Origin of the sequence: Nostoc sp. JL31 (genome assembly GCF_017114965.1) — a bacterium.
In the GTDB taxonomy this organism is placed as follows: domain Bacteria; phylum Cyanobacteriota; class Cyanobacteriia; order Cyanobacteriales; family Nostocaceae; genus Nostoc; species Nostoc punctiforme_A.
On the sequence record NZ_JABXKO010000098.1, the window covers coordinates 43897 to 65478 of the forward strand.

The following is a 21582-nucleotide window of genomic DNA, read 5'->3' on the forward strand; positions in this document are numbered from 1 at the left end:
TGATTAGGGGCAGAACTATACAACTGTTAACTACTGCCTTTACTGCCACCAAAGCAAAAAGTGATATTCCCTACGACCAGATAGCATCTGCTAACGCTAGATTAAATCAAGGACAGGACTTACACAGCATTCACCGGATATCCTTATATAGTTCAATCACGTTCTGTGTGTAAGTTCCCAGGAACTCACTTGTTGCTAAAGAGAACATAAACTTATGACTTTTGATTACGACCTGTTTGTAATTGGTGCGGGTTCTGGAGGTTTGGCGGCTTCCAAACGAGCGGCTAGCTACGGCGCAAAAGTGGCGATCGCTGAATATGATTTAGTTGGTGGCACTTGTGTGATTCGCGGTTGCGTTCCCAAAAAACTCATGGTCTATGGCTCTCACTTTCCCGAACTGTTCAGTGACGCTTCAGGCTATGGCTGGAAAGTAGGTAAGGCTGAGTTTGATTGGGAATATTTCATTACATCTATAGATAAGGAAGTTCGGCGGCTGTCGCAGCTACACATCAACTTCTTAGAAAAAGCTGGAGTGGCACTAATTTCTGGTCGCGCCACATTGGTAGATCCCCACACTGTAGAAGTTAATGGACGTAAAATTACAGCAGACAAAATTTTAATTGCTGTTGGTGGGCGTCCTGTCAAGCCAGATTTACCAGGGATGGAACATGGCATTACCTCTAACGAAATCTTTCATCTAAAAGAACAACCAAAACACATCGTCATTATTGGCGCTGGTTATATCGGCACGGAATTTGCTTGTATTATGCGCGGTTTGGGTTCTGAGGTGACACAAATTACCAGAGGTGAAAAGATTTTAAATGGTTTTGATGAAGATGTCCGCATAGAAATTGAAGAGGGTATGACGAACCACGGAATTCGCTTGATTAAGAATAATGTGGTGAAAGCAATTGAACGTATCCCAGAAAGGTTGAAACTGACTTTATCAGGGGATGACCAAGAACCACTGATTGCCGATGTGTTTTTAGTAGCGACCGGTCGAACTCCCAATGTAGATGAATTAGGTTTAGAAAACGCTGGGATTGATGTTGTGGCTAGTTCTATCGAAGGGCCTGGATACCCAACCACAAATGCGATCGCAGTCAATGAATATAGTCAAACTAGTCAACCGAATATTTTTGCTGTTGGCGATGTCACCGACCGAATCAATTTAACTCCCGTGGCCATTGGCGAAGGTCGCGCCTTTGCTGATACTGAATTTGGGAATAATCGCCGCGAATTCAGTCACGAAACTGTGCCCACAGCCATATTTTCTAACCCAGAAGCGGCAACAGTCGGCTGGACAGAAGCCGAAGCACGGGAAAAACTTGGTGATGCCGTCAAAATTTTTCGCACTCGCTTTCGCCCCATGTACCACAGTTTAACTGGTAAGCAAGAAAAGACAATGATGAAGTTGGTAGTTGATGGCAACACCGACAAAGTTCTAGGCGCTCACATGGTAGGTGAAAGTGCCGCTGAGATTATCCAAGGTGTAGCGATCGCAGTCAAGATGGGCGCAACCAAAAAAGACTTTGATGCTACTGTGGGTGTCCATCCCTCAGCCGCAGAGGAATTTGTCACAATGCGCTAATAAAACTTAGGAGTGAGGAGTTCTGAGTTATGAATTATAAGTGAGCCACAACAATTGATAAATCTTTATTTATCAACACTCAATAATTTTTAACTCCTAACTATTGACAACTTTGGACTACATATATCTTCACGGATTTGCTTCTAGCCCTAAATCTGCCAAAGCGCAGGATATAGGCGATAGCTTTACCCAAATTCAAACAAATCTGAAAATTCCCGATCTCAATGCTGGCGATTTTTCCCAATTGACAATCACTCGTCAGCTCACTCAAGTGGCCGCAGAATTCAGCAATGATTCTACACCAGTAACACTCATTGGCTCAAGTTTGGGTGGTTTGACTGCTGCCCACTTGGCACAACAAAGTTTGCAAGTGCAACGCTTAGTTTTGCTAGCACCAGCTTTCGGGTTTTTATCCCATTGGTTGCCTAAGCTAGGGGATGAAGAAGTACAGCGTTGGCAACAGGAAAAATATATCATGGTCTACCACTATGGGGAGCAGCGCCCACTTCCCTTAAGTTACGATTTCGTTACAGATGCTGCCCAATACCAAGAAAAGCTTTTGCAACGCCCTATCTCCACGCTGATTTTGCATGGGAAAAAGGATGAAGTCATTCCCATAGAAGCTAGTCAGGACTTTGCGCAATCGCGTCCTTGGGTGGAGTTAGTTGAACTCGACAGCGATCACGCCTTGAATAATGTTATGGAAGAAATTTGGCAGTCAATTCGCCTCTTTTGCCAATTACCTTGAAGTTGTAAAATATTAGACTCACACATAACTAATGTCCTTAGTCATTTGTCCTTTGTTAGTTACTAATGACCAATGACTAATGACCAATGACTAATGACTAAAACTATGCTTCCCTTCATTCGGTCAGATTTAGCCCAATTCACTGCTTATAAACCTCACCCCAGTAGCGATACAGCCGATTCTGTCGCCACACAGTTCGATCGGCTAGATACAAATGAAAGCCCTTACGATTTACCACCTGAGTTAAAAGAGAAGCTGGCGTGGACGTATCAGCAAGTAATTGAAACAAATCGTTATCCCGATGGTGGACATGAAACACTTAAGGATGCGATCACTGAGTACGTTAATCAGTCAGCGGCCCTCTCATCATCTTTGTTTACTGCTGCCAATATTTCTGTTGGTAATGGTTCAGATGAACTAATCCGCTCTTTATTAATCGCCACCTGTCTAGGAGGAGAAGGGTCAATTCTCGTTGCCAATCCCACTTTCTCGATGTACGGGATTTTGGCGCAAACTTTGGGCATTCCTGTGGTTGCGGTGGGGAGAAATGAAACAAATTTTGAAATTGACATAAGCGCCGCACAGTCTGCGATCGAACAAACTCAAAATCCCTCCATTCGCGTAGTTTTCGTAGTACATCCCAATTCGCCGACTGCTAACAGCTTAACTGAGGCAGAGTTGGCGTGGTTAAGAAGCTTGCCACAGGATATTTTAGTAATAATTGATGAAGCTTACTTTGAATTCAGTCAAACTACCCTAGTAGGTGAATTAGCACAGCATCCTAATTGGGTAATGTTACGCACTTTTTCTAAAGCTTTCCGATTGGCGTCTCTCCGTATAGGTTATTGCGTCGCTCATCCCGAAGCGATCGCCATTTTAGAAAAAGTTCGCTTACCCTATAATCTCCCCAGTTTTTCCATAGCAGCAGCATTAGTTGGTTTACAAAATCGTACACTTTTGCTGGAATCAATTCCCCAGACCCTGAGTGAACGAGCCAAACTCATCGAAATTTTATCCCAGCAACCAGAACTACAAGTTACCCCAAGTGCTGCCAACTTTATTTACCTGCGTCTTAAACCAAATAGCTTTAATTCACAAGATGCTGCTTTAAAAACTTTCCACCAGAAACTTAGAACACTCGGCACTCTTGTACGGCACATTAGCGGAGGATTGCGAATTACTGTCGGAACGATAGAGGAGAATGGTCGCACCGTTAATCGAGTAAAAGCTGCTTTGGCAAATTTGTCATCTTAGCAATTTACTCAGTAATTAAACCTGCTATTCACCTCACTGCCCAAACGGCGTACTACTCCAACTGTTTGTGGCAGCACACCCACTAAAAGAGCAAAGGCAACATCCGGCAAAAGAGACACTATTTCTGGTGGAAAGTATTGTTCAAATTGATCGAGAATTTTCTGGACTCGCTGCCCAGGCAGTGGGTTTTCTGTAATTTGTTTGATCAATCGAATCCACTGTCGCCTAATCAAGTAAGCCTTCTGGCGTTCTTCATTAGATTCAGGAGTTAATAAAGACAGATTACCTATGGGCAGTGCCCTTTGGCAATCACAATCATAATCCCCACCGACAGCAGCCCCAGGCCCAGCAAACTCTGCATGGTAGCGTTTAAAGAGTATTAATCCATTTCGCCTACGACTATTGACGATGAAAACTTCTCCACTGTGCAAACGTGTAAGGATATCCGAGCCTTGCGATTGCTCAGTTCCGTCTGACATGACAACAGAGTCAAGGAAAGTAGTTTCAGGGTAATAAGTTGATACCATAGAGGTCTGATAGCGTCGATGCTGTTCGCTATCCATGTTTTTTAAACTTTTAATGAATGTTGTTGTAGTATGCACTTCAAAACGGAACTAGCTGTTATATCAAATCAAGTTTTTGAATTCTTTTATTATCAAGACCTTTTTAGTCAATCTCACTAAAAATAGCAATATATAGGCGTTGTTTCAGTAATTAAGTGATTATATTTTATGAGATATAACTAGATTTGTCTGTAAACTATACTAGTGTTTTCTTAAAGTTTTTATAAAGATGAATATATGAATTACAAAGTTATTATGAGGAAGTAATGATTTATTTCAACGCGATTTAGCGTATGTTCCCATTATAGTCCATTTTCATCTATATCGATTGCTTTAAAAAATTTGTTAAGCATAAATCCCAAAAGCTAAATTTAACATTTTTTAATATTAAAAATATTTGCCAAAAAGATAATTTGTTTATAGCGAAGAGGGCATTTTTCGTAAAAAGTTAAAATAAAATATTCTTTTGATAAAAAATTATCAAAAGCTTTTTACTCGCTTCGTAAATTAACAAACATGTTTGAGTTTTGATTTATTAAGACTCCTATTTGATTGCGTGAAAAAACTTAGTATAACTCAAAGAGCCTTCTTTATCGTTAGCTCTTGCCTGCTAAATCAAGTAAGTCCTGGAAATCAAAGCGGATTTATATGGATATTTAGCTAATATTGGCTAAATTTCTAATTAAACCCCGTTAATTTGAAAACCTAGAGTTCTTAATAAGAGTATATTATCTAGTCCTGGCTTGAGTTTTGAGCTTTCTCTGAGTCAAAATAATTGTGGTTATAAAGGTATACGTGGTTTAGCTTATTTTGTGTTTGATTACCGCTATGAGTTACAGATTTTATCGAATTAATTGGAATGGAATACAAAACTTGACAATTGCCAAAACAAAACTCAGAGAATGGAATCAGCACTCAGGTGCTTATGCAATAACATCTGGCTTGAGCGTCTTAGAAGAAGTGTATTCCAATTAGATTCGACTTTATGCACTCGATATCCCAGCTTGAAATAAAGCTGTCGTGCTTGATGGTTATTTTCTAAAACATGGAGATATAAGTCTTGAAATCCCCACTCGCGAGAGACTTTTTCACAGCTAGTAAGTAATCCTGAAGCCACACCATGTCTACGGTATTTTGGGTGAACCGCTAAATTAGATAAGTAAGGAAAACCTACACCAATTTGGCTCCATGAATCACTACTGTAGCGTACACCCATTTCCACACTTCCTACTAAGTTATTAGCCTCACCAGTAGTAGCTTCAAGGGCAACTAAGCACAGATGACGGGGCGCAGGTGATGCCATCCGATGCCTTAAGTCTTCGTAAATACCCAGACGTAGCAACGGAAAAGCCCATCCCCATATACCCTTGTGGGAGTGAAAGCTTTCAGTAATAATTTGGGCAACACCAATCAAATCAGCAGGTGTAGCTGTACGAATTTGGAATTGGCAGGATGCTGGATCGATTGGCTGTTGGTGGTATGGGTGAAAAAACCGATATTTCAAGGCTAGTTTAGTATTGATTTTATTCAACAAAAATTTTCTCAAATATCCTAAAACAAGATTTAAACTAAATCAGAACTTAAGAGTTGCCCAGGAGATTTAACTGAACCAATATTGCTAATTCGCTTTTGCTTGTCGATTAAACAAATTTTTACACTTTAGTTTTGAGTTTTATAACCTGCATTTTTGAAAGAGTATTAGGAGTTACAACTTCATAAATCTATAACCTTAAATTCAGTATATTCATTGCATACCTTGTTTTAGGTGGACAGAATATCAAACTGATTGCCACAAAAACATCTGTAAAGTGATAGAGCTTTGAGCGAGTGGGCAGAGGAATAGCATAACTTGTCTGTAAGCAGCATCTCCAAAATTGTTAAGTAAGTACACTATTGGCAAACTCTGGTTTCAAACCACCCTTGGTTACAGTACTGAACTTGTTTTTTGCAGTTACCGCTACACTTATACTACTTTGCTACCAAGTTATCCAAATAGGCTGTACAGGTACTGGGATAAGAATCTGTAAGGTTTCCTAAACCCTAATTTCTAACTCCTCAACCACTATCACTTGTCTTAATGATAGTTCTGATTGCTAAATTAGAAAGAGGTATTTGTCTAATAGTATACTTTGGCTTTAAATCTTATTGTTCTAATTTCACTGACTCTACCATGACTACCATAAATAAAATTTACCTGCAAGTGTTATTACAACAGCTGTGGAGGGAAAACTTAATATGCAGCTTTATCTGGATTTTTCAGATGGCTATGAGCGCTGTATGTATTATCAGACATTGCTCACAGGAAGTGAAAAAAGATTTGGCAAGCAAGCGTCGACTCTGTAACACTAAAACTGGCAATGAAAGTAATTACACTGCACCAACGCAAATGGTAATCGGCACAAGCAATTGAGACGAATTACTGTGAGTAAACGCTCCTACACTCAGCAGTCATGTAGCCAAATAGCCCTATTGGTCAAAATGCTCTGCTCTTACCTGACTCAGAAAAATTCTTACCTGATCAGATTATTCTTTATCCGACTGCCGTTGCAGCAGGAAAGCGGTGCATGAAATCCCAAGCAAACAGTAAGCCTAAAATTTTGGTTGTCGATGATGAACCAGACAACCTTGACTTGCTTTACCGCACTTTCTATCGTGATTATAAGGTGCTAAGGGCAACCTCTGGCCCTGCGGCCCTCGATCTGCTGGCTCAAGAGGGAGAGATCGCGGTGATCATCTCCGATCAGCGGATGCCGATGATGAGCGGTACAGAATTTTTGAGCCTAACAGCAACTCAATATCCAGATATTATCCGGATTATTTTAACTGGCTACACCGATGTCGAAGACTTGGTGGAAGCAATTAATGCTGGCAAGGTATTTAAATATGTAACCAAACCGTGGGAAGCGGAGGAACTAAAAGCAGTGGTACGTCAAGCTTTGGATACCCACAATGTCCTCAAAGCTAGAACCCGCGAACTTACCCGCACACTCCGTCAAGAATCGCTGCTGAATACCGTTACCAATACGATTCGCAGTGCTTTAGACTACAGACAAATTTTGCAAGCAATTGTAGATACAGTGGGTCACATGTTGGAGGTGGATGTTTGTCTGCTACGTTCCTTTCAAGATGAGCAGTTGGCGGATAAAGGGTTTATTTATCAAAAGCCTGTTTCTGAAGAAGCAGAGGTGCAGGAGAGCAAAGAGGAAGTAGCAGTAAGTCTTTCCACTCTGCCCGCTATATCCTCTGCAACTCCTCTGCCTCTTTTGGCTCAGACGGTGTGGGAAACCCGCGAAGTTCAGGTGATTCACGATGTGATTGATGATGAGCGCATTCACGGTAACACTCCCGAACTGCGTGAGCGTGGGCAAGCTTTTGCTGCTGCTAACATTTGTTCTAGTTTGGTTGTGCCATTGATCTGCCAACAAGAACTGATGGCAGTGTTAGCACTGCACCAGTGTTCTGTTCCTCGGTTCTGGGGGGATGATGAGGTGCAGCTAGTTTTGATGGTAGCGGATCAGGCAGCCTTGGCTTTGTCTCAAGCTTATGCTTACGAACAAGTACGTGCCCTTGCCAAGCGAGAGAGCTTGATTAATACGATTACTAGCGCGATTCGCTCTAGCCTAGATCCTCAAGATATCTTTGCGGCGATCACTCAGCAATTGGGACAAGCTTTACAAGTCGATGGCTGTGTCTTGTCTTTGTGGACTGAGGAAGATGAGTTTGTTGAGTGTGTGGCCTTGTATGACAGTTTTCAACATCTAGAAAATTTAAGTAGGCACAGCCCGTCGCAGGCATCGCCAACCCCAGACAATAGCTCAAGTAGCAATAATCATCTACCAAGCCAGAGATTACCCTATTCTCAAGCATCTATACAGGAGAATCCCATCCTCCAACAAATGCTACAGACACATGAACCTGTGGTAATTGGTAATGTGAGCCATGCTCCCTCGGATGTGCGGGGTTTTGATTTGCCTTTAAAAATGCCAGCGCGATCGCTAATGTTTGTGCCATTATTGGCTGATGGCAAATGTATTGGTAGTATTACTTTGCATGAAGGTAAAAAAGTGCATCAGTGGTTGCCATCTGATATCGATTTGGCGAAAGCAGTAGCAGCGCAAGCCGCGATCGCCGTGCAGCAGTCACACTTGTATCAAAAAACTCGCCAACAAGCTGAACGCCTACTGGAATTAGACAAACAAAAAACCGAATTTTTCCAAAATATTTCCCATGAGTTTCGCACACCGATTACCTTGATTCAAGGGCCTTTAGAGTCGGCGGTGGCCGCTGGTGAGGGATTATCTTACTCTCAATGTGCGATCGCCCTGCGTAACTCCCGCCGCCTCCTGCGACTGGTAAATCAACTCCTGGATTTACAACGCCTGAATGCGGGGAGAATGCAGCCTAGCTTCCATCCCTGCGATTTAGTCGAATTTGTCAGCCAAATAGTGGAATCTTTTCGTCCCTACTGCGAGAAAAAGAGACTGCATCTCGTCACCCAGCTAGATGAATGTTCTACGGTGTACTTGGACATGGAAAAATTTGACAAGGTGGTTTATAACCTTCTGTCAAATGCCATGAAGTTTACTCCTGAAGGTGGGACGATCAGTGTCAGACTAAAATCTGAGCGCGATCGTTGCATATTGCAAGTACAAGATACTGGAATTGGTATTGTTAAAGAACAAATTCCTCACCTATTTGAGCGCTTTCGCCAAGCTGAAGGTTCAGCAAACCGTTCCTATGAAGGCAGTGGTTTGGGTTTAGCTTTAGTTAAAGAATTAGTAGAATTACATGGTGGTCAAGTCACTGTGGAATCAGTTTATGGTAAAGGCACTACCTTTAGTTTATGGCTGGTGACTGGGAATGCTCATTTACCTGCACAGCAAGTACTAGAAACGCCTACCGAACTGAATACGAGCCGTGCTAGCGTAGAATTGGCTGATTTAGAATTAGTAGAGTCAACAACAGAGAATATTGAAGATATTACAATAAATCTCTCCTCCAGTGTTGATACTAAAGACTCAGCACTTAAGACTCAGCACTCAATTTTAGTTGTAGATGACAATCCCGATTTGCGAACCTATGTATCTGAGATTTTCCGCCGCAATGGCTATCATGTACAGACAGCTCGTAACGGTCATGAAGGGCACAGTAAAGCTAAAGAAATTATACCCAGTTTGATTGTGACTGACTTAATGATGCCCTTAGTGAGCGGACTTGAGATGATTCAGATGATCCGCCATGAGGAGACGTTGAAAGGAACACCAATCATTCTCCTGACAGCGAAAGTAGATGAGGAAACCCGCATTGAAGGTACAGAACATGGCGCGGACGCTTATTTAGCAAAACCATTCAACGATCGGGAACTTTTGGCAGAAGTTCGCAATCTTTTAGCATTAAAAGAAAATGAACGGCGAATCGTGGAGCTAAATACTTATTTAACAGAATCGGTGCTAAAGCGCTTTTTACCGGCTGTATTGGTGCAAAAAGCCGCAACCGGAGATTTAACGTTAGATTTGCGCCCAGAACCACGCTTAATTACAGTTTTGTTTAGTGATATCGTAGGTTTTACACAGCTATCAAATACTCTCAGATCCCGACGAGTCGCAGAATTGCTAAATGAATATTTAGAAGCTATGACCAAGGTTGTATTTGGCAATGGCGGCACTGTAGATAAATTTATGGGAGATGCTATTTTAGCTTTATATGGAGCGCCAGAAGAACTAACCCCCAATGAACAAGTGCGTCGTGCCATCAATACAGCAAGAGCAATGCACCGCTCACTGGCTGACTTGAATCAGCGCTGGCGAGACCAAGGTGTATTCGATGGTGACAGACTTACTAGCGTACAGTTCCGATGTGGTATCCACCAAGGGACTGCTGTTGTGGGGATGTTTGGTAGCGCTGAACGTGCGGATTATACTGCTATTGGCCCAAGTGTGAATATTGCTGCCAGGTTGCAAGCTGCTGCACTTCCCGGTACAATCCTGGTTTCTGCTGCCGTAGCAGATTATTTACAGGAAGGAGAAATTACTAAAGGTAGTCCGCTAGAACTTAAAGGAGTAGATGAAACAGTTTTGACTTTCGCTGTTTCACCAGAGGTAATGGTTAATCGCTAAAATTTAGACTGGTATTTTAAAGCATTACCAATGAGTAACAGTGCCTAATCATATCCAGTTTATATAATATGACACCATCGGTTGCAGATAAAACTCCAATTCCAGCCAAGGTCTGGAGACGACACACCGATCCACCAGGTTTGTGGATTTTTGTCGTTGTCAGTTCAGTCTCTCTGCACTTGCTGGTGTTCTGGTTGATGCGCTCATCTAATGCATTTAGTCTGTGGTTTCCCCAGCAAAATCAATCTGCTGTTCCCATCGAATTGATAGAAATTGCTCCTAAAACAAAATCAATAATCAAATCAAAATCAACAGCCAAAATAGTTTCGTCAAAACCACTATCCTCAACTCAAAAGTCTGTACCAGCACGTTCATCACAAACAGCACCAACTACGCCTATAAATCAGGATTTTGGCGCAATAAATACCCCTAAGAATTTCCAGAAAAAGAGCCGAATTTACGCCTCTCAACCTAATAGCGAACCTTCTAGACAGCAGATAGTCCCCACGCCAGCACCTACACCTAAAACCACGCCAGCACCTACACCTAAAGTCACACCCGCACCGATACCTAAAGCCACACCGACACCTACAGTTTCAGTCGGTAATTTACCTTGGAACCGTCGTCAAGAAATTAAACTGGGAAAGGGAACGCAACTACCAACAGGTATTCCATCAAATCGACCAGTTTCAGAACCTGAAAATAGAGAAACTCCACCAACTTCAACTAGAGAAACTCCGCCAATTCCTACCGGAGGAGCATCGGTAGCAATAGTAGCTCCCTTATCTAGAGATGAAGTGATTAGCTTGATACAATCAAAAGGATTCCGACAAGATGCTTTACCCGACGTTATCGCTTTATACAAAGGAAGCAACACAAAACAATTAGACCCAAGTTTTCTTGTCCACAATTCGGGACTTGAGCCAGCACAACTCTTGGCTAGCTTAATAATTGATAACAATGGTAATTTTAAACAAGCCGTAGTTCTAGAAATAGAACCAGTAGCACTGCAAAGTGAAAAAAGCATATACGAGCAAGCCCTCAATGAAGTTTTCAAAACAGAAAACTTTCTTGCTGCCCACAATAACAATGGCACAAAACCAGAATTAAGCAATCTGTATGTCAGGATTACAATCCAATCCGCCAATTCCAAGTAAATACTTGAATTTTGGCAGAAGCTGTGTTATATTGATAGAGTTGGAAATTTGCGGGCGTAGTTTAGTGGTAAAACTATAGCCTTCCAAGCTATTAATGCGGGTTCGATTCCCGCCGCCCGCTTAGAAAAAACTCTCAAATATGTGAGAGCAAGAAATCAGTCTGAATCTTGGTAAAATAACTAATTAAACAGCAATTCTAGATTTTGCAGTGTGCAGAATTAGCCTGACACTGAAAGTAGGCAAATTCAAGACGGGATGAGGAATCAGGAAGACTTTCTTCAATGACATCCGCATCCTGGCTATTTAGCTATTTGTTGTTTGATAGTTGGCAGTACCCTGGAAATATCCCAATAAGTTTTGATTCTTTGAATTTAGAATTGCTGCTAATTGAGATTTTCTAGGCGAATGCGTGGATCGGCTGCTTTGAGCATCAAATCGGCGATTAAATTGCCAACAATCAGCAGTACTGCGCCCATTATCAAGCTTGCCATTAATAAATATAAATCTTGAGCTTGTAAAGCCTGTAAAGCCAATCTCCCTAAACCAGGCCAGTTAAAGAAAAATTCGGCTATGAAAGCACCATTTAATAAACCAGCTAATTCAAAACCCAATAACGTAATTAAGGGATTTATGGCGTTGCGGAGTGCATGAACGTAGATGACACGGTTTTCTGGCAAACCTTTGGCACGAGCTGTTTGGATGTAGTCTTGACGCAGAACATCCAATAATTCGCCTCGAGTGATGCGTTGCAAACCAGCAAAACTAGTAATTGAGAGTGCGATCGTTGGTAAAATCATGTGCCAGCCGATATCTAAGATTCTGCCAAACCACGACAGTTCTGAGTGGTTAATGCTAGTCATACTACCCACTGGGAAAAATGGTGAGGTGATTTGGGCTAAAACCAGCAGCGCTAAAGCAGTGATGAAACTCGGAAAGCCTTGTCCTGCGTAACTAATCACCTGTAAAATCCGGTCTGCTGGCTTATTTTGTTTGACAGCGGCAAAGATCCCTAGAGGGATGGCGATCGCCCATGTGACAATTAAAGATGCGATCGCTAATAGCAAAGTCGCTGGTACTCGTTCCCACAACAGCGATGCCACTGAACGTTGATAAATAAAACTCGTGCCAAAATCCCCTTTGGTCAAGATTCGCCATAGCCACAGCCCAAATTGCTCTGGCCAAGACTTATCCAGACCAAACTGCCGTTTGATTTCCTCAATTCTTTCTGGAGATATTTTCGGATTTTGCCGCAGCGTATCTACATAATCACCGGGAGCGAGTTGAATGATGAAAAATGACAACGCTGACGCCAACAACAAAGTTAGCAGTGCCTGCAATAGCCGCTTTGCCACATAAACAAAAGTTTCGCTCGTGACTAGCCCGATTAGCCAATCCCGACCTGTCTCCAAGGAAATTTTCGTAGATGTCATTTATATTTTGTCCTTTGTCATTTATATTTTGTCCTTCGTCATTTGTCTTTCGTCATTTGCCAGTTGTTTTGCTATTGACCAATGATTAATGACTAATGACCAATGACTAATGACTAATATTCAATTAAAGAGATAATCGGCACATCCGGCAAATATCTACGCCCTTGTAAATCCCGTAGCTCGATAATAAACCCAAATCCTACTAGTTCGCAGCCAATTTTCTGCACCAACTTTGCTGTAGCACTCGCAGTTCCACCTGTGGCAATCAAATCGTCCACAATCAAAACTCGGCTACCTTGGTGTAAAGCGTCTTGATGCACTTCTAGGCAGTCTGTACCATACTCTAATTCATATTCAATTGAGTGAACGGCTGCTGGTAACTTCCCTTTTTTACGGATGGGAATAAAACCAGCTCCTAATTTATAAGCCAGAGGTGCACCAAAAATAAATCCCCTCGACTCCATACCAATGACATAATCAGCTGTTATTTCAGCTTCATTGCATTTTTGTGTTAAAAAGTCAATAGTATAGCGCAGTCCCTCTGGATCGCGCAGTAACGTAGTAATATCCCGAAATAAAATTCCGGGTTTCGGGAAATCTGGAATGTCACGAACGAGAGACTTTAAATCCATAAAATGGGGAATAAAGGAGTAGGGAATGGGGAATGGGGCATGGGAAATGAGGTAGAAAAATTAATAAGCAATGCCCAATACTTCTCTACGAGAGGCTGCGCCAACGACTTCGCTCAGTACAAGTGCCCAATGCTCAATACCCAATTTCAGATACCTGAAAAATCGTACACTATAATGTCATACGCTGGGGGTCAAGTGGGGATAAAGGCTAAAGCTTCGCTCTTCATTGACGATAATTAGAATCTAAACCAAGCTATAAAAGGTATTTCACTAATAAATGAGGTGAATTTAGTTATGTTTTAAAATTTTGATTTCGATATAGGGAAAACTTTGAGTAGAAAGAGTTAAGTAATGTATATATCAGGTAGTCATGTTACTGCCACAAGTCTAAGGCTCAAGTCTTGGCTACCGATCTTAAATTTGTTTTATCTAGTCTGTTGGAACCGCACAAGGTATTTATAGAATGAATGTTTCAGCAAGTTTAACGCCGTTCAACAGTTCAACCCAAGACTCACTGCCGATGATTCTGGACACTTTACCAGATCCTGCGATCGCTTCCAAAACGTGTCCTCGAAGAACCAGGCTGCAAATTGACCTGATTTTATTGGCAATTGAAGCTTTAGAGCTTGGTGGTTCAGAAGCAATCCTGGCTTTTGCTCAAGAGTTGGATCTGAAAGGAATTGTTAAAGACAGAGTGAATTTATGGCGGATGCGTAGCTCTAACCCGCTACGAAGAGCGCACATGCGCCGTCCCTTAACTATTATGGAAGCAAAAGCTTTGGTGGTCATTGCTTGCTATATAGCACGGCGTTTAACTGTTGTCATCCGCCAGTTATTAATGATATGTCAACAAATGGAAGAAAAACAGATTCCATTAGAACAGAATTTGCGGCTATCTAATTACCTAGAGCGGTTTAGAGCGCATTTTAAAAGCCGGATGAATGCTCGGCGTTCTGGTGTACTAGCATTAACTTCTGATGAAAAATTAGATGCGCTAGCAATAAATTTGTTAGGACAATTACTATTTTGTACTGGTACTGCTGGAATGCAACGGTTCTGGATTAGTCTTTTTGACGGTGAAGTGGAATGAATATTCAACGTAAGTACAGTCTACCTAATTGTACTCTTCTTTTAGAAGGGTTAAGTGATGTCACTAGGGCTGCACAGTTTCAGGAAATGCGCCCAGAATTATCAATATTGGTAAATGCAGAATGCTATTTATCTGGTTACAATCAACCCCTAACGGGAGGGCGGGAATTTTTTGAAAGTTTGGTAAGGGCTGTTAGTGGTTACGCTCAAGAATTTCTGAGTACTGTACCCAATCCGCAAGCACACAACCAGGAATCGGAGCTAGTAGAGTTTCAAAAAATTGACGGCAACCGCCATAGATTAATCATACATTCAGAGAATGCTCCAGAGGGGTTCGAGTCTCACTCTAATAATTCTAAACGTCCGCCTATTGAAATAGATTTGAATACGGTACAGTTGTTTGATTTAGTAGAAGCAGTAGATCAGTTTTTTGCTGATACCCAGACTTTACCAGAATTATCCCTAGAACTACAACCAGTTACTAGACGCTATGGTGGTGCTAGTCAGGCTGTAATTAGGCAAGCTGTTCCTGCGGCTGTAGGAATATCAAGTTTAGCAGTAGCAGCGATCGCATTTAACCTGATTCCACCTCCCCAAATTCGTCCACCGCAGCCTAAACCAGATGAGCAAACTAGCTCTACAACAAAGAGCCTTAATCTTCCAGCATCAGCAGCTGCAACACCCATCGAGGCTGCAACACCTACAGCAACACCCATAGCTAATGAAAAGCCAGTAGTCAAAGATTTAGAAGCACTTTTAAATACAGTTCCAGAAATTACCGATCCATCCCAGCTGCGTGCATTGAATCGTCAAGTGTATAACCAAGTTCATCCAGCTTGGACTAAACGCTCAGGATTGCAACAGGATTTGATCTATCGTTTGGGTGTAGCTGCGGATGGAGCGATCGTTGGTTATAAAGCGGTGAATAAAGAGGCCAATCAAGGAGTCGGGCAAACTCCTCTACCTAACCTACTTTACAATCCTGCTAATCGCGCTCCTATTTCTAATGAACCGATAGCCCAATTCCGAATAGTGTTTACTACAAATGGTGTGCTGCAAGTTAGCCCTTGGCGAGGATATGCTAAGACACCAGAGGTAGTTGGTGCAAAAATTACTGACTCTAATATCACTAAAGGTTTAAATAAAAAACTTTATAATACAGTTCGTCAAACCTGGAGTGGCACCCCCACCTTTACGCGAGATTTGAAATATCGGGTAGCAGTCAACAAAGAGGGTGTAATTGCTGACTATGAACCACTTAATCAAGTCGCCTTTGATTATTTCCGAGAAACACCTCTTCCTAAGATGTTTAACGCCATCTATGGTTCTAATGTAGCTGCTCCCAATGACAAAGAACCTCTAGCCCACTTTCAAGTGATATTTAAGCCTAACGGCAAGCTGGAAGTCACTCCTTGGAAGGGATATCAGTAATTGGGTATGGGGCATTGGGCATGGGGCATGGGGTATGGGGCATGGGGCATGGGGCAAGAGAATTAAGTTGCTATTCCCTATTCCCTATGGCTTTTAGATAAGCATTGAGCTTGGGTAATAGTTCATCAAGAATTGGTTTAAATTTGTTTACCTGTTCATTTGCCAATAAATGTCTGGCGTAGGCTAACCTCAACCAACTGATAGTTTCATACAAAGACCCTCTCGCAATCTTGACAAAATGCCGATTGTCTTGGTCGTTGTACCTACCTCTACCTTCTGCGATATTCGCACAAATACTATCAGCAGACCGAACAATTTGCTTGCCCAATGTATCTTTAGTGAAATTGTCCCATCCTTTAGCAATACGCCAAATTTCATTAGCAAGCTTTTCAGAAAGTTGATAAACTTCTAATTCCTCAAAATCAGGTCTTCTCACAAAAGTCCATTGATCATTTTCATTTATTGATCAATAGTTCCCAATTCTCAATGCCCAATTCCCAATCCCCAATTCCCAATCCCCAATGCCCAATTCCCAATCCCCAATTACCGTGTAATTCTCCGCATATAATTTCCCCACAACTGAGCTGCTTGAGCGCTGCTACCAGATGTCGGGGAATTATTGTCGTTTCCCAGCCAAACGCCAGTTACAAGTCGCTGACTGGGGATAAAACCAATAAACCACAAGTCAACGTTTTTATCAGTCGTGCCAGTTTTACCAGCTTCCCCTAGCCCAATGGCAGCACTACGACCAGTACCTCTTGCGATTACACCACGCATCAAACTAGTCATTTCATCGGCGACATTAGTTGTCAACACTCGTTTGTTGGCACCTGGATCTTGGTCGAAGGAGTAGATTACACGACAGGTTTTGATATCATTGCGATCGCTGCAATCACCACTGTCTAAAATTCGGTTAATGGCATGGGGAGGATTTGACACACCGCGATTGCCAATAGCGCCAAAAGCACCAGTCATTTCTAAAACATTGACCACGCTTTGACCTAGTACCAAGCCGGGAACCGGATCGAGATTTGATTTTATCCCCAAACGTTGCGCCATTGCCACAACTTTATCCAGCCCAACTTCTTTAGCAACTCGCAAGGCGATAGGATTTTCTGAAAGCGCCAGCCCAGTGGCAATATCGAAGCTAGTATCAGCACCTGCACGACAGGGTTTATAAGTAAAGCCTTGCCAAGTTAAAGGGGCGCAAGAATAACTTTTAGATGGTGAAATTCCCTGTTGAATAGCAGCAGTGTAAGCAAAGATTTTGAAGGTGGAACCTGGCTGTCTTTTGGCTTGAACAGCACGATTGAACTGACTTTTTTTGTAATCAGTCCCGCCTACCATTGCGAGAATACTGCCTGTACTAGAGTCAAGAGTGACTAATGCCCCTTGAGAAAAATTAAAAGTTCTACCAGAGTTGTTGACCGAATTACTTAATGCTGCTTCTGCTTGTCTCTGTATCGCTGGATCGAGTTTGGTTTCAATGATATAGTTTCCTTCTCTTGCTGCTCCCTCTCCCAAGATTGATTCGAGTTCAGAGAAGACGTAACTGTAAAAATAAGGTGCGATCGTTTTAGCTTGCTGTTCGCAGACTTTAGGACTAATTTGGACAGTGGAGCGTCTAGCTCGGTTCGCATCCTCTGCTTTAATTTTGCCCATCTCTAGCAACCGCTTAATAACACGATTTCGGTATTCAGCCGCTTCTAGCTTATTTGGCCCATCCCCACAAAAATCGAAGGCGTTGGGAGCAGGTAAAATTCCTACCAATGTTGCTGCTTCTGCCAAAGTTAATTCTTTAGCCGACTTCTCAAAGTAATATCGGGCTGCATCCTCAAAGCCAGAGGTATCCCCTCCCAAAAAAACCCGATTTAAGTACATCAGCAAAATATCATCTTTGCTGTAAAAGGTTTCAAGCTTGAGGGCGACAACCGCCTCTCGCAATTTGCGACCAAGGGTATCCTGTCTTCCTACATACTCGCGGAACAAACTGCGGGCAACTTGCTGGGTGACAGTGCTGGCTCCTTGTTGCACATCTCCGCTGCGGCTATTAATCAACACAGCTCGTAAAATCCCTAGAGGATCAACCCCAAAGTGCCAGTAATAACGACTATCCTCTGAAGCCACTACCGCAGCAGGCAAATAAGGGCCAAATTCCTCTAATCGCTTCATATCTACATGAGAGGTAGTCCGAGGCTCTCTCAGAGGAGTGGCTCCATCACGGGCGTAAACAACTACTGGGGCGCGTGTCGCTGTCGGTAGAGGTTTGACTGAAAATTTCAGCCATTCGACGCCAATCACTAAAGTTAATAGGGCACTAACACCACCAACTCCATAAGCTGTCCAACTTGCAGCTTTGACATACCATGCTGGTGGATCGACGTATTGCAATCGTACAGAAGCAGCGAGTTCTGGGGGACCGAGAGTCAGAATATCGCCATGACGCAGTTCTAGAGAACTAACACGACGTTTGCCACGATAAATGCCATTGGTGGAGTTTTCGTCTTTGATCGTGAAAACTGGTGTGCGCTGAGTAGAATTCCGCGATAATGAGAGGTGAATTTGGCTGACAACAGGGTTACGGATGACGATATCGCTGGATTTGGAACTACGACCGAGAATATAGCGATCGCCCAACAGTGGATATACCTCTGCTTTATCCGCCCCCGCATCCTGCACCCAAAGTTCTGGTACTTTGGCATTAGGCTTGAGCGCCAATTTTGAAAAATCGACCCTAGCTTGAATCGTATGTACTGCTTGAGTCAGTTGACCTAGTAACGTTTGTGGCTTGTGAGGGGGTTGGGGAGAACTCATCGGCTATTCACATCACAGTTTTTAATGAAGAATCGGGCGAATTACAATCAATTTTAGATGTTAATCTTTCATCATTTTACTCATAAGCCAAAGCATAAATTAGTCATACGGGACTTTATTGATTTAATTTATACTTAATCTTAACATTATGGCTAGAACTTATTTGTGATTTTAGTCACTTCTTTATATAAGAAAAATTTCTTCTATATTCTCAAAGGCTTATCAATAGCTAGCATTATTTGTTCAATAACTACAAGTATAATTTTAAATTTTGTCTTTTTAAACACTAGCTAGTAACAAACAACTGATTTAATTGTTACCAATTTTACATATCCACATATTCTGAAACAAACCTAAATATCTTCATTTAGGAGGATTTTCTAAATCTTAGTTATCTGCTTTAATAGGGCGAGTGTTCTGTTGAGGTTAATTTCAGAATGATGGGAAAATCTCTGACCCTGATTGGTACAGCTTTATCTTTGGCACTTACCACTAATATTGCTGTAGCCCAATCCAGTAAATCCCCCATAGCCCAATCTAGTAGCGACTCCACTAGTGCACCAGCGGAAATTAAAATGTCGCCAGAAGGGATGAAAATTCTGTGCGAGCATTTTCCGCTCAACTCGCGCTGTTCCGGCGGCACAGCAGCCACCCCTAGCGCTCCTGGTAGCACTACAGTACCAGCAGAAACAACACCAGCAGAAACAACAACGCCTGATAGCACAACTGCCCCAGGAACCACTCCTCCTGAATCTGGCACTCCCGAAACCACTCCAGCACCAGGAAGCGTAACCCCACCGGCACCTGGCGCACCTAGCAACTTAACTCCAGCACCAGGAAGCGTTACTCCAACCACTCCTGAAGGCGCACCTAGCAACTTAACTCCAGCACCAGGAAGCTCAACCACTCCTGAAGGCGCACCTAGTAACCTAACTCCAGCACCAGGAAGCGTTACTCCAACCACTCCTGAAAGCGCACCTACTACTCCTGGCAGCACTACCGAACCAGGTAGCTCAACTACACCTGACCAACCTGGCACTCCTAGCACTCCTGGCAGCAGTATCGAACCAGGTAGCTCTCCCAGTACTCCCGGCTCTAGTTCACCAAAAACTCCTACCACAGGTAACTAAATTTAAAGCTGGGCGTAATCTAAATACTAGTTTGCCATCAGCGATCGTCGGTGCATCTTTCTTGAACTCTTGCATCAGTTATGTAAACTGGTGTTAGGTGACAAATAAAAATTGATAAAACCTTATACGTCAAGTCTTCGCATATAAGACTAAGCAAAGGTTTCACTAAGTCAATAGCCTGGGATTAATCATCCCAGGCTTAATAGTTTAATGGGATCTGCCAGTTGAAGTCGGTGTTTTTTGCAAGGAAGCAATTAACAGGCAAACAATACCGATACTAATAAATGAATCTGCCACATTAAATACAGCAAAGTTAATCAGGCGAAAATCAAGAAAATCAACGACGTAGCCTAAAACAAAACGATCGATACCGTTGCCCATAGCTCCACCTAAAATCAACCCATAGCCTAACTGATCCCACAAATTTAATGTTGGGCCAATTAACGCCAACGCTATCAATACTAGACTCACTCCTAAAGATAGCCAGCGCAACCACTCTACTTTCCCACTCAATAGACTAAAAGCCGCACCAGTGTTAGTGACATAGGTGAAGTGAAATATCCCAGGTAAGAGTGGTAGTGTCTGCCCCAGGCTAAAGCTTTGTACTACCCAGTACTTTGTTATTTGGTCTAAGAAAAAAGCGATGAAGGCAGCGATCCAGAAAAGACGATTTTTTAAATGCATGGCGAATTAGTCATTGGTCGTTGGTCGTTGGTCATTAGTCATTGGTCATTGGTCATGAGCTTTTGACAAATGACAAAGGACGAAAGGCAATGAACTAATAAAACATTAAGTGACGCAATATATATGCTATTACAGTAACTGCACAGACCACGGTTAGTTGACCTGGTAGTGCAAACCAAGAATATCTAAGGATTGCTTGCATCAAGGGTAGATTTTCTGTGCCTTTCCACTGAAAAAAATAGCTGATAATCAAATAAGTAATACCGCAGATGTGGAGAGTTAACAAGCCACAGAGACAACTAAAGGCAAGAGTTTCTAGTCGAGGTCTCGCTTTAAAAGCCACTAAGCCACAAATCCAAGCTCCAGGAATAAAACCTAGTAGATAGCCAAACTGAGACAGCTTGACATAACCAATACCGCCGCCATCGGCAAATACTGGTAATAAGGTTAACCCCATGACTAAATAGGCAATTTGCGAGAGCGCACCCGCATTTTTGCCTCCTAAACAACCCACCAACAATACTGCGCCAATTTGAAAAGTGACACCTAAAGAAAAAGTCTGAATTCCGTGCTGACTCCAAGTCCAAGGAAAGGTGATGCCATAAACTTCTAAGAAGGTACCACCCATTGTCAGGAGTAAGCCAATCATAGACCATAGTAATTGATTGGAAGCAGCAAACATTTATCAGGCAACCAAGGAAAAGCAAAAGGGAAAACCAACAGCAACTAGTATATTCATTAATATTGAAATGAAATTTGTGCTTACATCTTAAGAACTAGCATATTTTCTTTTGCCTTTTTGGTATGTAATTTTTCAGTTCTACGAATTGTAGCTGAGGTGTCTATTATCTGATTTTCTTGGCTGAGGCGTGCTGTGAATTCTGGTATGTAACCTAAAATATTGGTAAATTAAGATTATTTATATTAGTATTTATACTAGTTT

General features: G+C 42.2%; 16 protein-coding genes and 1 tRNA gene. 8 read left to right on the forward strand and 9 right to left on the reverse strand.

All coding sequences use genetic code 11. From position 1 onward, the window contains the following. The first annotated feature begins 214 nt into the window (after positions 1 to 214). The 3 genes from gor (at position 215) to HWQ43_RS23885 (ending at position 3593) form a co-directional block, all read left to right on the forward strand. Positions 215 to 1591, forward strand: coding sequence for a glutathione-disulfide reductase (gor, locus tag HWQ43_RS23875; protein ID WP_292738457.1), 1377 nt, complete (start codon positions 215 to 217; stop codon positions 1589 to 1591). Positions 1592 to 1703: 112 nt separating this feature from the next. Continuing rightward, positions 1704 to 2339 carry a YqiA/YcfP family alpha/beta fold hydrolase gene (locus HWQ43_RS23880; protein WP_292738561.1) on the forward strand — a complete coding sequence of 212 codons (636 nt, stop codon included), beginning with the start codon at positions 1704 to 1706 and terminating at the stop codon, positions 2337 to 2339. 105 nt (positions 2340 to 2444) lie between these two features. Then, the gene (locus tag HWQ43_RS23885) at positions 2445 to 3593 is read left to right on the forward strand and encodes a histidinol-phosphate transaminase (RefSeq protein WP_292738562.1); all 1149 of its coding nucleotides are present in this window, start codon (positions 2445 to 2447) and stop codon (positions 3591 to 3593) included. Positions 3594 to 3601: 8 nt separating this feature from the next. Here HWQ43_RS23885 and HWQ43_RS23890 read toward each other — a convergent pair whose 3' ends face one another. Both HWQ43_RS23890 and HWQ43_RS23895 read right to left on the reverse strand, forming a co-directional pair. Beyond that, positions 3602 to 4156: a hypothetical protein gene (locus HWQ43_RS23890; RefSeq protein ID WP_292738458.1), complete on the reverse strand. Its 555-nt coding sequence runs from the start codon at positions 4154 to 4156 to the stop codon at positions 3602 to 3604. An 895-nt stretch (positions 4157 to 5051) separates the two neighbouring features. Next, positions 5052 to 5687 carry a GNAT family N-acetyltransferase gene (locus HWQ43_RS23895; protein ID WP_292738459.1) on the reverse strand — a complete coding sequence of 212 codons (636 nt, stop codon included), beginning with the start codon at positions 5685 to 5687 and terminating at the stop codon, positions 5052 to 5054. A 1033-nt stretch (positions 5688 to 6720) separates the two neighbouring features. Here HWQ43_RS23895 and HWQ43_RS23900 point away from each other — a divergent pair. The 3 genes from HWQ43_RS23900 (at position 6721) to HWQ43_RS23910 (ending at position 11550) form a co-directional block, all read left to right on the forward strand. After that, the gene (locus HWQ43_RS23900) at positions 6721 to 10272 is read left to right on the forward strand and encodes a response regulator (protein ID WP_292738460.1); all 3552 of its coding nucleotides are present in this window, start codon (positions 6721 to 6723) and stop codon (positions 10270 to 10272) included. Between the two features lie 68 nt (positions 10273 to 10340). After that, positions 10341 to 11429, forward strand: a complete 1089-nt coding sequence (locus HWQ43_RS23905; protein WP_292738461.1) for a hypothetical protein — start codon at positions 10341 to 10343, stop codon at positions 11427 to 11429. A gap of 50 nt (positions 11430 to 11479) precedes the next feature. Beyond that, positions 11480 to 11550: transfer RNA gene (locus HWQ43_RS23910), tRNA-Gly, on the forward strand. Positions 11551 to 11812: 262 nt separating this feature from the next. On the opposite strand, the gene HWQ43_RS23915 is transcribed toward HWQ43_RS23910, so the two are convergent. Continuing rightward, on the reverse strand, positions 11813 to 12859 hold the full coding sequence (locus HWQ43_RS23915) for an ABC transporter permease (RefSeq protein ID WP_292738462.1): 1047 nt from the start codon (positions 12857 to 12859) through the stop codon (positions 11813 to 11815). 113 nt (positions 12860 to 12972) lie between these two features. Next, positions 12973 to 13491 (reverse strand): adenine phosphoribosyltransferase, encoded by a 519-nt coding sequence (locus tag HWQ43_RS23920; RefSeq protein ID WP_292738463.1) that lies wholly within the window; start codon positions 13489 to 13491, stop codon positions 12973 to 12975. Positions 13492 to 13954: 463 nt separating this feature from the next. On the opposite strand from HWQ43_RS23920, the gene HWQ43_RS23925 reads away from it, so the two are divergent. Together HWQ43_RS23925 and HWQ43_RS23930 are read left to right on the forward strand one after the other, a co-directional pair. Beyond that, positions 13955 to 14581 carry a DUF3038 domain-containing protein gene (locus HWQ43_RS23925; RefSeq protein WP_292738464.1) on the forward strand — a complete coding sequence of 209 codons (627 nt, stop codon included), beginning with the start codon at positions 13955 to 13957 and terminating at the stop codon, positions 14579 to 14581. Next, positions 14578 to 16011: a DUF4335 domain-containing protein gene (locus tag HWQ43_RS23930; protein ID WP_292738465.1), complete on the forward strand. Its 1434-nt coding sequence runs from the start codon at positions 14578 to 14580 to the stop codon at positions 16009 to 16011. The genes HWQ43_RS23925 and HWQ43_RS23930 overlap by 4 nt, the downstream gene beginning before the upstream one ends. Before the next feature lie 70 nt (positions 16012 to 16081). On the opposite strand, the gene HWQ43_RS23935 is transcribed toward HWQ43_RS23930, so the two are convergent. From HWQ43_RS23935 to HWQ43_RS23955, 5 genes are all read right to left on the reverse strand, one after another. Beyond that, positions 16082 to 16447 (reverse strand): four helix bundle protein, encoded by a 366-nt coding sequence (locus tag HWQ43_RS23935; RefSeq protein ID WP_292738466.1) that lies wholly within the window; start codon positions 16445 to 16447, stop codon positions 16082 to 16084. Between the two features lie 107 nt (positions 16448 to 16554). Beyond that, complete coding sequence (locus tag HWQ43_RS23940) at positions 16555 to 18825, reverse strand: transglycosylase domain-containing protein (RefSeq protein WP_292738467.1); 2271 nt, start codon at positions 18823 to 18825, stop codon at positions 16555 to 16557. A gap of 400 nt (positions 18826 to 19225) precedes the next feature. Next, the gene (locus HWQ43_RS33880) at positions 19226 to 19945 is read right to left on the reverse strand and encodes a hypothetical protein (RefSeq protein ID WP_366932893.1); all 720 of its coding nucleotides are present in this window, start codon (positions 19943 to 19945) and stop codon (positions 19226 to 19228) included. A 217-nt stretch (positions 19946 to 20162) separates the two neighbouring features. Continuing rightward, complete coding sequence (gene lspA / locus HWQ43_RS23950; RefSeq protein ID WP_289795760.1) at positions 20163 to 20639, reverse strand: signal peptidase II; 477 nt, start codon at positions 20637 to 20639, stop codon at positions 20163 to 20165. Between the two features lie 94 nt (positions 20640 to 20733). Further along, positions 20734 to 21321, reverse strand: coding sequence for a biotin transporter BioY (locus HWQ43_RS23955; RefSeq protein ID WP_292738469.1), 588 nt, complete (start codon positions 21319 to 21321; stop codon positions 20734 to 20736). Positions 21322 to 21582: the final 261 nt, after the last annotated feature.

Excerpts from the sequence above, each read along its gene's own strand:
- gor (WP_292738457.1), top strand. The coding sequence starts at position 215 with ATGACTTTTGATTACGACCTGTTTGTAATTGGTGCGGGTTCTGGAGGT.
- HWQ43_RS23885 (WP_292738562.1), top strand. The coding sequence starts at position 2,445 with ATGCTTCCCTTCATTCGGTCAGATTTAGCCCAATTCACTGCTTATAAA.
- HWQ43_RS23890 (WP_292738458.1), bottom strand. The coding sequence starts at position 4,156 with ATGGATAGCGAACAGCATCGACGCTATCAGACCTCTATGGTATCAACT.
- HWQ43_RS23900 (WP_292738460.1), top strand. The coding sequence starts at position 6,721 with ATGAAATCCCAAGCAAACAGTAAGCCTAAAATTTTGGTTGTCGATGAT.
- HWQ43_RS23905 (WP_292738461.1), top strand. The coding sequence starts at position 10,341 with ATGACACCATCGGTTGCAGATAAAACTCCAATTCCAGCCAAGGTCTGG.
- HWQ43_RS23915 (WP_292738462.1), bottom strand. The coding sequence starts at position 12,859 with ATGACATCTACGAAAATTTCCTTGGAGACAGGTCGGGATTGGCTAATC.
- HWQ43_RS23920 (WP_292738463.1), bottom strand. The coding sequence starts at position 13,491 with ATGGATTTAAAGTCTCTCGTTCGTGACATTCCAGATTTCCCGAAACCC.
- HWQ43_RS23925 (WP_292738464.1), top strand. The coding sequence starts at position 13,955 with ATGAATGTTTCAGCAAGTTTAACGCCGTTCAACAGTTCAACCCAAGAC.
- HWQ43_RS23930 (WP_292738465.1), top strand. The coding sequence starts at position 14,578 with ATGAATATTCAACGTAAGTACAGTCTACCTAATTGTACTCTTCTTTTA.
- HWQ43_RS23940 (WP_292738467.1), bottom strand. The coding sequence starts at position 18,825 with ATGAGTTCTCCCCAACCCCCTCACAAGCCACAAACGTTACTAGGTCAA.
- lspA (WP_289795760.1), bottom strand. The coding sequence starts at position 20,639 with ATGCATTTAAAAAATCGTCTTTTCTGGATCGCTGCCTTCATCGCTTTT.
- HWQ43_RS23955 (WP_292738469.1), bottom strand. The coding sequence starts at position 21,321 with ATGTTTGCTGCTTCCAATCAATTACTATGGTCTATGATTGGCTTACTC.